At 53.9% G+C, this 13493-nt stretch carries 1 protein-coding gene; it reads left to right on the forward strand.

Annotation, left to right across the window (positions count from 1 at the left end):
• Positions 1-78: 78 nt before the first annotated feature.
• Positions 79-13380 (forward strand): Ig-like domain-containing protein, encoded by a 13302-nt coding sequence (locus OEL83_01080; protein ID MDK9705616.1) that lies wholly within the window; start codon positions 79-81, stop codon positions 13378-13380.
• The last annotated feature ends 113 nt before the right edge of the window (positions 13381-13493 follow it).

Here is a 13493-nt window from a genome sequence, read left to right on the forward strand (position 1 = left end):
CTTCCTGAGCATTGGGCTCAAATAAACTGGGTGCCTGATCGATTCTTGGGTTTTTCTGCGGGAGTCTACAAAAACGAAATGACCAACGAATATGTCATTTCCTACACAGGGACTAATGAGGCTGTTGATACGCTGAGTTGGACTGCTGGAATGGGCATCCCTGCTCCGCAGATATTTGATGCGATGAATTTTTATTTTGAATTCAGAAAAACCCATCGCGATGCAACCAATATATCTTTCACAGGCCATTCGCTTGGCGGAGGATTGGCATCGCTGATGGCAGTATTTTTTGATAAACAAGCGGAGGTCTTCGATCAAGCGCCCTTCAGGCTTGCCGCTATAAGTGGAGCTGTATTGTCAGAAGCTGCCGATACCATGAATGACGCGGGATATTATGACACAAAATTAGCACATTATCTCGATTCTTATGGAAGCCTTCTTTCGATGCGTGAATCGAATGTGAAGGAATATTTTATTGAAGGTGAGATTTTGGCTACGGCTAGAGCGGTTCCTCTGAGCACAATAGCTGGCAGCAGTACTCCTTATGATCTTGGAAGCTCAAATGCATCGGCTGTCGATAGGCATTCCATTACGTTGCTTACTCTTCTGAAACTCTCGGGTTTCTTTAAGAATGTTGCTGGAAAATTGCCTGACTTAGTAACGGAAATGTTGGATAAAGACCTGTTTGCCGCAGATTCAAGAGATGAGCGAAAAGCTGATTTCCTCCGCAAGCTGCTTCGCCATCAACTTGGCGTAAAAGGCTCGGTTTCACCGGACGACATGCTGACCCGCTTCACCAACGACATGCAAAAACTCGTCGATGCAGGCGCCGCATCCGCACCGGAACCCGACCTGACCAAGACCCTTATCGCCTTTGCCATGCAGGCCTATTACGACGACCGGCTTCGCACAGATCGTGAGCTTTTTACCACCGACGGTATTACCGGCGGTATCCGCTTTGACCGTAACGATGTCGCCGATTCCCTGGAAGATGCAAAAGGCTACACAAAATATTTCAGCAGCTACCTCTTGTCATTGCCGAGCGATGACCGAATTCTTATCGAACAACAATTGCCTGACCTGCTCGACTGGTATATCCAGGCGGGTAGCGAAGCCATGTCTGCTGTGGCAGGGGAAAAGCGGGCTTTCATGTTGGGCGGGAAGGGAGAGAACAACCTGACCGGTGGCGATGAAAATGATCTGCTGGTTGGCGGTGAAGACAACGACACCTTAAATGTCAGTGATGGTACAGATTATCTGCTCGGAGGTGGGGGAAATGATATCTTTCTGGTTACAGGAAAGGTTGATGGAAAGAGTAATTTCTATGGCGGGGAAGGCGATGACGCAATCCGCGGCTCGGCTGAGGCCGATACCATTGATCTAAGCTCGGTAAAGGTCTTCGATATTGAGAAGGTCGACATGGGCGCCGGTGACGATACAGTTACGGCCTCGAAATCAAATAAAGGCCCAGAGGAATACCGGGGAGGGGCTGACAGCGACACCATCGACGGGAAAAGCGCCGGTCGCCGCTTGAAGCTCTACGGTGATGGTGGAGATGACCAGCTATCCGGCAGCAGGTATGGGGACACTCTGGAAGGCGGCGAAGGTGCCGATACACTGGAAGGTGGTGGGGGCAGTGACATCTACATTGCGGGTGACAGCGACATTATCAGGGATTCGGATCGTAGTGGGATTGTAAGATTTACCGGCATAACCTTATCCGGGGGTGAGCAAGAGGAAAAAGGTTCGGCAATCTACAACGGCAACAGCGGCGAGACTTACACCTGGTCGGGCGGCACACTGCAGGTGGAGAGCGGCGGTGAGTCACTCACCATTAAGAATTTCTCCAACGATTCACTAGGCATTCACCTGGAGCCCAAAGAGCCGCCGCCCGATCCACCTCCCCCACCCGAACCACCACCTCCACCCCGAGGGGGCGACCCGCTGGTATTAGACCTGGGCGGCAACGGTATCATTACCACCGGGTTGAATGCTGGAATCCATTTCGATCATGATGGCGATGGCTTTCGGGAACTCTCCGGTTTTGTCAATTCCGAGGATGGTCTTGTTGTCCTCGACCGCAATGAAGACGGCACGATCAACAACGGTGGCGAGTTGTTCGGTGACAGCACCCGACTGCTGGATGGGACTATCTCTCCGCATGGTTTTGCGGCACTCAGTGAATTTGACGATGATAAAGATGGAATTATTAATAATGATGACGCCATCTTCGATAAACTGAGAATCTTTCAGGACTTCAATCAGAATGGCAAAGCCGATGTCGGCGAACTCTTCACTCTGGAAGAAAAGAAGATCGCCGGTTTGAACATGGCTTACCAGAACTCGCCCTTTATCGACAAATTCGGCAATGCCCACCGGCAGTTGGGAACCTATGTCACTGAAGCAGGTGAGGTTCGTACCATGACCGATGTAGTTTTTGCCATGAACCGGACCTTTTCCGAGACGGAGATGCTTGAAGTGCCGGCGGATATCGCAGTTTTGCCCGACGCGGTCGGTTACGGCACGACGTACAGCCTGCATCAGGCCATGGTGCGGGACGAAAGTGGCCGATTGAAAAAGTTGGTGCAGGACTTTGTTGCCTGTACCGATCGCATGACTCGGTTGGCTCTGACGGAAAAGATCGTCTACGCTTGGACTGGCCAGGATCAAGTACTGGCAACCGATACCACAAGGAAAATTAATGTCCTGGATTCGTTTATCGGTACCAACCTCGGAGGTAACTGGCTACGGGCCATGAACCGCTTCGATCAGGTGCTGGACACCGTTTATTTTCAACTGATGCGTGCCTCCCATTTGCAGCCGCTCTTTGCCAACGTAACCTATGCCTTAAATACTACCTCGGGAACGTACGTTGGACGCTTTGACAATCTTGTGCCGATGCTTGCCGCAAATATTGAGCAATCCTCAGAGACCAGCCACGATCTGGTGCTGGATTTTGTCAGGGCCGTACGCGGTATCAACCCCTATAACAACCTCAATCAGGCGGCCTTGCGCCGCGACCTGCAGAACTGGCTGACCAACCGCGATCCAGACGAGATCTATTCCGAGGAGTCCTTGGGGATCATGACCAGCCTTGCTGCGGGAGCCACAGACCTCGATGACACGGTGGTTGGAGGCGAGCAGGGAGAACTGCTCTACGGTTTCACCGGCAACGACACCATTCGCGGTATGGCGGGCGATGATGTTTTGGTTGGCGGCACCGGGAGCGACGTACTGCAGGGCGGGACCGGCAACGACATCTACCGGTTCAGCCGCGGCTTTGGCAAAGACCGGATCGATAATTTGGATACGACTACCGGTCGCTATGATGTCGTTGAATTCACCGGGGACATCCGCATTGAGGAACTGCAGTTCTTCCGGGCCGGCGACGATTTGGTCATCAATGTCGGCCTGACTGGCGACCAGCTTCGTATTGGGTCTCATTTCTATCTGGATTCGGCCGGCGGCCATGCCGTTGATTCCCTCCACTTTGCCGATGGCACGACCCTTGCTATCGGAGGTTCCGGCTTTGCCGTCCTCAACACCCTCGTCACCCACATCACCGAGGCTGGCGACGAACTCCACGGAACTCTAGGGAACGATGTTATCGACGGTCTCGGCGGCAACGATACGATGTTTGGTAAGGAGGGCAATGACATCTTGAAGGGTTCGGCTGGCAACGATGTCATCATTGGCGATGGCGGTGACGACAGCTTGTCTGGCGATGCAGGTAATGACAAGCTCGTAGGCGGCATGGGTAATGACCAGTTGATCGGTGGTTCCGGCGATGACAGTCTCGTAGGCGGTGAAGGGGATAATCAGCTGGCTGGCGGCACCGGCAATGACTTTCTGCAGGGCGGCAGCGGCAGCGACATTTTTCGTTATGGCCTGGGCGATGGCCTGGACACCATCGTAAATGACAATAATGCGGTGAACGTCCAAGATGTCCTCGATTTGACCAATGGTATCAGGGCCGAAAATGTGACGGTTCGGAGAATCTATACCGATTTACTGGTGAACATCGCTGGTGGCGGCGAGATCCGCGTAACGAATTACTTTTTGCCCAATGTCCCGTCGATCAGAGAAATTCGTTTTGCCGACGGTGTTGTCTGGAACACTGCACAGATCGCAGCTTTCGTTCGCACCGGTACCGCCGCCGCCGATTATCTTTATGGCAGCGGCGATCCAGACGTTCTCCACGGGTTGGAGGGCAACGACACTATCTCCGGCTACGGTGGCGACGACCAGATTTACGGTGATGAAGGCAATGATATTCTCAGTGGGGGACGGGGGGCCGATATCGTTGAGGGTGGCAGCGGCAACGATAATCTTTCCGGTAACGAAGATAACGATATTATCACCGGCGGCGCGGGTTTCGATGTGCTTGATGGTGGGAGCGGCAGCGACACCTATCATTACGAAAGCGGATTCGGCGAGGATTTGATCAATAACTTAGATAGTGGCACGGGCCGCATCGATATCATCGAATTTGGCGCAAGCATCACTACAGACATGATGACTGCCGATCGATCCGGTGACAATCTGATTCTGCGGGTTATCGGTGGCAGCGATGCCATCACTGTCAGTAATTATTTCAATAACATTGATGCTGGCGGCAAATATTTCATCAACGAAATTCGCTTTGCCGATGGAACGGTTTGGGATGTTACCGCTATCAAGCACCTGACGACCAAGACGACTGAAGGCAATGACCAAGTTTATGGCTATGCAACGGATGACGTGATTGATGCCTTAGGAGGCAACGATACGGTTCGCGGTGCAACAGGCAGCGACATATTGTCCGGCGGCAGCGGTGACGATACCCTTTGGGGCGATGCTGGCAATGACAGCCTCCTTGGAGGCAATGGCAATGACATTCTCTACGGAGGAACCGGCAATGATTCAATCGTCGGCGGCAGCGGCAACGATTTGCTGTCGGGCCACAGCGGCAATGATACCTATATTTTTGAGCAGGGTTTCGGTCAGGACAAGATTTTCCAGAATAATTATGGTGGAACGGATTCCGTAGCAATAACCTTTGGCCTGGGTATATCAGCAGCCGATTTTGCCGTCAGAAGAAATGGGGCGGTACTGTATCTTTCTTCAAAGGTGTCTTCCGATGCCTTGACCATTGAGGATTATTTTAGGCCGGGTGGGGAACGGTCGGCGGGGACGGCCTACCAGTTTGTCTTTGCTGACGGATCGGTGCTCGGTTTTACAGAGGTTGTCGAGCAAAGCCTCGTTGCAACACCGGGAGCGGACTATCTGTTCGGCTACGAAGAAGTCAATGCTATCTCAGGTGGTGGTGGTAACGACAGTATCATTGGCAACGGCGGCGACGATATCCTTGCCGGTGGAGCCGGTGATGATTCTTTGAGTGGTGGTGTGGGTGCTGACACCCTGTCCGGTGGCGAAGGCAACGACTCCCTCCAGGGCGGCGCCGGCAATGACAATATTGCTGGAGATGAAGACAATGACTCAATATGGGGCGGATCCGGCGGTGATGTCGTCAGTGGTGGAATCGGCAACGATAGCCTGATGGGTGATGACGGTGGTGACACCCTGTCCGGTGGCATTGGTAATGATACCCTCTCCGGTGGTACCGATGCCGATTTCCTTGATGGCGAAGTCGGTAACGACAGGCTATTTGGTGATGACGGCGACGACGTCCTCATTGGCGGCGCAGATGACGACTATCTGACCGGTGGTCGAGGGAATGATGTCTACCAATACCAGGCCGGGTTTGGCAGCGATACCATCGATAATCTCTACGATCCGAACACCAGCGCCTTCGATGTCATCAGGTTTGACGCAACCATAGCTGCCTCTGATGTCCGGGTGGTGAGAAATAGCGACGATTTGTTGTTGGTAGTTCCAGCGACTGGCGATCAGATACGGGTCAGGAACTATTTTCACAATTATGCCCGGGGCAATTATATCGTCAACGAGGTGCAGTTTGCCGATGGCACCGTCTGGGATATCCCGACTATCAAGCTTATGGCGCTTGTCGCAACGCCGGGCGATGATCAGTTACTTGGCTACGAAACCGCCGATGTCATATCGGGATTGGCCGGTAACGACATGGTGTACGGTCGCGAGGGAAATGACCGGATTTTTGGTGGGGAAGGCGACGACACCCTGCGTGGTGGCTGGGGAAATGACCTGCTTGATGGCGGAGAAGGTGACGATTTGCTTGTCGGCAATATCGAACCCTCGGGCCCGTACGGTAGCATGTCGGCCAATACCATGGCCGATAATGACACCTATCTGTTTGGCAGAGGAGACGGCCACGACAGCATCCAGGACTACGACGCCCGCCTTGCAAACCAGGATACCCTCAGTCTCAAGGAGGGTGTCGCGCCCCAGGACATAACAGTGCTACGGGTCGGACTTAACCTCATTCTGGCCATCAAGGGCACAGATGACCGGATTACCCTGCAAAATTATTTTAAAGAAGGGTATCAGGTAGCTGAAAACAATCCCGATCAAATCGAAGTCATAAGGTTTGTTGACGGTACCATCTGGACCCCCACCACCATAAAAGATATCCTGCTGGCTGGTTCGGACAATCCGGACACGATTATCGGTTACCGCGGCCACGACCTTGTTACCGGTCAGGGTGGCAACGACATCATTGAGGGTCGAAGCGGTAATGACGCACTCTATGGCGGGGCCGGCAACGACACCATCCGTGGCGGACGGGGCGATGACATGCTTGACGGGGGCGTCGGCAACGACTATCTCGACGGCAACGCCAACGCCTCCGGGATGGATGATGGTCCCCTTGGAATTGCCACTGAAAACGATACCTATTTGTTCGGCTGGGGTGACGGCCACGACACCATCAATGATTACGACTGGCGCACCGGCAACCTCGATACCCTGCGTTTCAAGGAAGGCGTCGGGAGTGGCGATGTGCGCTTTGAACGTCTCAACAACAGCACCGGCGACCTTCTCGTTGTGCTGGGGGATGGTGCCGATACCATCACGATTAAAAACTGGTTTGGCTACAATGTAAATTATTACAAAATTGAACGCTTCGAATTTGCCGACGGCAGTGTTGTTGATTCGGCATACGTCGAAACCCACCTGACCAAGGTTGGTACTGCCGGCGACGATAGCCTTCAGGGCAGCAAGAGTGGCGAGACCCTGCTTGGTTTTGCCGGGACCGACAACCTTTCTGGCGATCGGGGTGATGATATCCTTGATGGTGGAGTCGGCGACGATTTGTTGCAGGGTGGTGAGGGCAATGACGCCTATATGTTTGGCTTGGGCTCAGGGCATGACACCATCATCGAATACGACTGGTACTACCAGGACAGGGTGGAGATAGGAGCTGAGATCTCCCCCGACAACCTTATTGTCCGCCGCTCGGGATCGGATATGGTCCTCACTATAGTTGGAGCTGACGATCGCCTGTTGGTTAAACAAGGGTTTTATGAATCTTCCTCGGCCTACCGTATCGAGCAGGTTCGTTTCGCTGACGGCCAGACCTGGGATTATACCACCCTTCAGGCCCGCGCTCTGTTGGCGACAGATGGAAACGATGTGCTTGAAGGGACATCAGGTGCCGATATCCTTGATGGGCTTGGTGGGGCTGATACGCTGAAAGGCGGCTATGGGTCGGATATCTACCGCTTTGCTATCGGTTATGGCCAAGACATCATCGAGGAGGTGGGTTGGGATTATTATGGGTCTGATAGGGTTGAATTCCTTGGTGGAATCACTGCCAATGACCTCAGTTATACTATGAATAACGGCGATCTCCTGATCACCCACAAGGTTAGCGGAGAAGGGCTACAGATCAAGGGCGGGACATATGCAATCGAACGTTACACCTTTGCTAATGGCACAGTCCTGACCGCAGCCGACGTCAGAAATTTGGTAACTGTGCCGCCGACTACCGAGACCTTGATCGGCACAGCAGCTGACGATGTGCTGATCGGCAGCGATCTTGACAGCGCTATTCTTGGACTGGAAGGTGACGACACCTTGATCGGTTCAGGTGGTAGCGACACCCTTGAAGGCAGGGATGGCAATGATGTGCTGATTGGTGGCAGCGAAAGAGATACCTTGATCGGTGGCACCGGCAGCAATACCTACCGCTTTGAGAGGGGTACCGGCCTTGATCTGATTGAATCCCGGATTGCCGACGGTTCTGACGACATCGTCGAATTTGCGCCCGGCATTACCGCCAACGACTTGCAGGTGCAGTTTGGCGATGCTGGCTATGATTACTTCCCAGCAGGAACCGGATATTCTCGCCTGGTCATCGGTATCGGTGGCGATGACGCCTTTGCAATTACCGTTGACGGTTGGAGAGATATCGTCCGTTCCTCTGTGCGTCTCTTTAAGTTTGCCGGCGGTACCGAGTTGAGTCTCGAAGATGTCCTGGCGCTAAACGACGGCGGCATGGTCGGTTACCAGTGGGGATCTTATTCATCTGGTAGCCTGATCGGCAGCAATGCCGACGATGAAATATACGGATATGAGGGAAATGATACGCTCCGGGGCCGTGGCAATAATGATTATCTGGATGGCGGATGGGGGGATGATCTTCTCAGTGGCGACAGCGGCAACGATTATCTGAGAGGAAGTAGCGGCAGTGATGTCCTTGCCGGTGGGGGTGGAGATGATTCTCTAAGTGGTGGGTATGGTGACGATGTGTATCTCTTTAACAGAGGAGATGGCAATGATACTATCGAAAGCAGCTCGAATGCCGAGGAGCGCAATGCCCTTTCCTTTGGTGTCGGCATAGGCACGGGGGATGTTTCTGCCTATTTTGATGATGGTGGTAAGCTGGTTCTCCTTGTTGATGGTGGCGTCGGCGGGCGGATCAGCTGTCCATGGTTTGAAGATCTGGGGACTATGGTGGAAAGTACTAACCTGCCTCTACGTAATGTCCAGTTTGTCGGGGCTGATGGCCAGGTTCGCATTTTTAATCTAGTCGAAATGGTGCACGCCAGGCTTGCCTCCCTGGTCAATGCGAACGCCCTGCAGCCGACAAATCTGTTTGACGACGCTGACCGCTTTGATATTACTTACACTACTCTGCCGACTGGTGGCGATGCCGCGGTTTCTTATGCCCAGAACAGTGATATGTTCGGCACCCCGCTTTATGCGACGGCGAGCACCGGGACAGATGGTGACGATATCATTTTTGGTACCCAGAATGGTGATAGTCTTACGGGCCTCGTGGGCAATGATCTCCTGTGGGGCAGGGACAGCGACGACTACCTCGATGGTGGCGAAGGCATAGACCGAATCGATGCTGGAAGCGGCAACGACATGCTCCTGGGCGGAAGCGGCGATGACGCGCTTTTCGGCGGTCTTGGCGACGATATTCTCATTGCTGGGCCGGGCATTAACATTTCCTCGGGAGGCTTTGGTAACGACACCTATCTCTTTAATGCCGGTGACGGTTTCCTCACCATTGAGGATAGCTACCTGGAAGAGGGTGGGGAAGACGATTACGGTGGTGAATATGGCGGCGAGGAGCCGAGTTTTACAAGTGCTGCCCTGATGAGCGAATACGATGGCGAATACGATGGCGAATACGATGGCGAATACGATGGTGACTATGGTGGTGACTATGGCGGGGATTATGGCGGTACTACTGCCATCAATGTCCTCCAGTTTGGCGAGGGAATCGCCGCCGCCGATCTCAAGTTTTCCGAAAAAGACGGCTATCTGATCATCGATATCGCTACAACCGGTGATCAACTGCGCCTTGCCGGTTTCGATTCAGAACGACCGACATACACCCGGGCGGTAGATGTCTTCCGCTTCGCCGACGGCAGTGAGGTAAACCATGAAGAGCCACTGACTGAAGGAATCAGTACTCCACCAACCGATGAATATGACGAGCTGCATGGTACGTCCGGCAACGATATCCTGGCGGGCGGCGGCGGTTATGACGAATATTTCTTCAACCTCGGTGACGGGGTCGATACCATTATCGATATCAGTAGTCCAGAGATGGAAAACGACGTTGTATTCGGCGAAGGTATCTCGGCAGACAACATCCGGGCGGTGATGGAAGACGGTTCCTTGGTTCTGCTGATAGGCGAGGACGGCGAAGCAATCCGCTTCGAAGGCTATAATCCGGGCATCCCCGGCATGCCGGTTCCAGTTGGGTGGTTCTATTTCGAGGATGGCTCTTCCTTGAGTTTTGATGAATTGTTGGGCAGCAATTACGGAATTGTTGGCACCCCGGAACAGGATCTCCTTGAGGGAACTTCCGGCAATGACCGGATTCGTGGCTTGGAGGACAATGACCTGTTGGCCGGTGGTGACGGTGACGATACCTATGTCTTTGCCGCCGGGGGCGGTGTTGATACGATTGACGATATAGCCAGGTGGGGCGAAGGTAATACCTTGATTTTACCAGATGGCTCCGCTCCCGCCAATATTCGGCTTAGTCATGATCCCGATGCCGGAACCCTGATCATCCGGGAGACAGCAACCGACAACGAAATCCGCCTGACCGGTTTTGATCGCCTCAATCCTCTGGGCGCTCGAGCGGTACAATCCTTTCAGTTCGGCAATAACGGCACTCTGCTTTCTTACGAGGAGCTGCTTGCTCAAGGCTTCGATATAACAGGTGATGAAAACACCGACAGCCTCCTGCTTGGCACCGCTCTCACCGACCGTATTCGAGGCGGCAACGGTGACGACATCCTGGTCGGTGGAACCGGTAATGATTTTCTCTTTGGCGGCAGCGGCAACGACACCTATCTCTTCAACCGGGGCGACGGCATCGTCACCATCAAGGATTCGGTGGAATTCAGCGCCGGAAATATCCTCAAGTTCGGGCCAGGGATCACCGCCGAGGACCTTGTCGGCCATACCACCTTTGTTGTACCAGAGAACGGCAATGAAGGGGCATTGGTCATCAACCTTGGCAACGGCGATGAATTGCGCCTCATGGGTTATGATCCTCATGCAATAGGGCTCGGGCCCAGGGCGGTCGACACCTTCGAATTTGCAGACGGAAGCAGCATCAGCTACCGTGAGCTGACCAATCATGCTCCGGAGGCAGGTGCGGCGGTGCTAGCCGATCTGACTGTGGCTGAGGATCAGCCGCTTCTTTTCCAGCTTCCGGCAGACAGTTTCCGTGATGCCGATGGTGACGTCCTTCTCTACAATGTTGAGGTGTCCGGCTATGACACGATGCCCGATTGGCTGCACTTTGACCGGCAGACCCGAACCCTCAGCGGCCTGCCGGATAACGACGCTGTCGGCTCGTTCGCCCTGACCGTCAACGCCGTTGATCCGCTCGGCCGCAGTGCCGCGCGGTCCTTTGCCTTGAGTGTGGCCAACGTCAACGACGCGCCGCAGGTTCATGCACTACTTGCCGCACAGACTATTGATGAAGGCCAATTGTTCAGCTTGCAGGTCCCGGATGATACCTTCTGGGATATTGATACCGGTGACAGTTTAGCACTGTCGGCGAACTTGGCGAATGGTGAGCCAATGCCGAGCTGGCTGAGCTTTGATGCGGCAACAGGAACCTTCTCCGGTACTCCCGGCAGCGGCGATGCGGGATCTGTCACGGTGCGCTTGACTGCCACCGATCAGGCAGGTGCAACGGTATCCACCGATATGACTATTGAGGTGTTGAACAGCAACGATCCACCGATAGTTGCCGATTCGGAGGCGATCATTCTCCAGGACGTTCGGGACGCCAGTGGCCAGATTTTGGCGACCGATCCAAATGGCGACACCCTTCTCTACACCGTGCAGAGCGGGCCGGTAAATGGCAGCTTGGTTCTTGATGAACAGGGCTCCTGGCAATACCATGCCAATGGTCTGTTCATAGGTAGCGATAGTGCCACGGTGACGGTGGCCGATGGCAACGGCGGAGTGGTTTCAACCTTCCTGGAATTTTCTGTGCGGGTCTCGGCTCCAGGAATTACCGACCAGGAACTTCACCTTGATGAAGACGCAAGCCTCGCCGCCACCCTGACGGTGGAGAATCCGTTGGGTGGCCCTCTTGCCTACCAGGTGATGGAGGATGCCGGCCATGGTTCCTTCACCGTTGACGCGAACGGTAGCTGGCGTTATGTGCCTGGGACCAACTATCACGGCGAGGACAGCGTTCGCCTTGTGGTGACCAATGAGTACGGTTTAAGCACAGAAGTTACCCTTTCCCTGTCGATTACATCGGTCAACGACGTTCCGGAACTTGCGGCGGAGACGGAGCGTTTTATCATGCTTGGCAAGCACGTACAGGACGGTAGGATAAATGCCACCGATATTGATGGTGACGCCCTGCAATACGCCCTCACCACCACTCCGACTCACGGCACTCTGATCGTGAACGGCCAGGGCCAGTGGCAGTACAAGCCGGAGGACGGTTTTTACGGCGAAGATCTGGCGGTGGTATCGGTGTCGGACGGACAGGGTGGAAGTGCCGCCACAACCCTGCAGTTCCTCGTGAACACCTACGTTAATGGCGACCTGAATCTCCCGGAAGAAACGGTAGATACCCTGTATCTGCAGAATATCCACAAAGCGGATCTCCATTTCGACCGGGATGGAAACACCCTGGTAATCGATATCCGTGATAAAGGTTCCATCCGGGTCAATGGGTACTTCCTTGCGCCGGAGAATGGGGTTAAGCAGCTCGAGACCAGCGACGGGCCGGTCAGTCTCGAGAAGGAATGTATCGTTGATGTCCGTAATTTGTGCTCAGTGGCGAACGGCGTTGTCCGGGGCCTCTTGGGTGACAAGCTCCTGGTTTCAGGGACGGAATCGAGAAACAGCCTCTTTGGGGCATTCAATAGCGACGTGATCCTTGGCTTCGGCGGTGACGACAAAATCAGGGGTCTCTGCGGCGATGATTTGCTTATTGGCGGCACCGGCGACGACCGCATATTCGGCGATAGCGGCAACGATACTATCTACGGCGATCACGGCATTGACAGTTTGTATGGTGGCTCGGGAAATGACTTTTTGATAGGCGGCGAAGGGAAGGACCAGCTGGTGGCTGACTCCGGCGATGACCACCTCATCGGTGGTCTGGGCAATGATACCTTGGTCGGTGGTTGCGGGAGCGATATCTTCGTATTTGATACTGCCTTGAACAACCGAACCAACAAAGACAACATCTGGCATTTTGCCACTGGTCAGGACAAGATCCAGTTGGATAAGGATATCTTTACTGCCTTGCCGGAGGAGGGGAGCCTTTTCTCTTCTTATTTCAGATCAAATTGCACTGGCCTTGCCGCCGACAATAATGACTATATCCTCTACAACACTTCCTCCGGGGCCCTCCTCTACGACGCAGACGGTAATGGCCAGGGTGTCGCGGTGCAGTTCGCAACCCTGATCTCTAAACCGACAATCAGGGCGGAGGATTTCCTTATCGCCTCCTGATATCATAAGAAAACATGGAGCAGCGGCTAGGATGGGAGGCTTAAACGCCTCCCATCCCAGTCGGTCTATACCTCGTGATAAACCGTCAGGGGTGTCCTTTTGATTATTTTCTT

It is taken from the genome of Desulforhopalus sp. (genome assembly GCA_030247675.1).
In the GTDB taxonomy this organism is placed as follows: domain Bacteria; phylum Desulfobacterota; class Desulfobulbia; order Desulfobulbales; family Desulfocapsaceae; genus Desulforhopalus_A.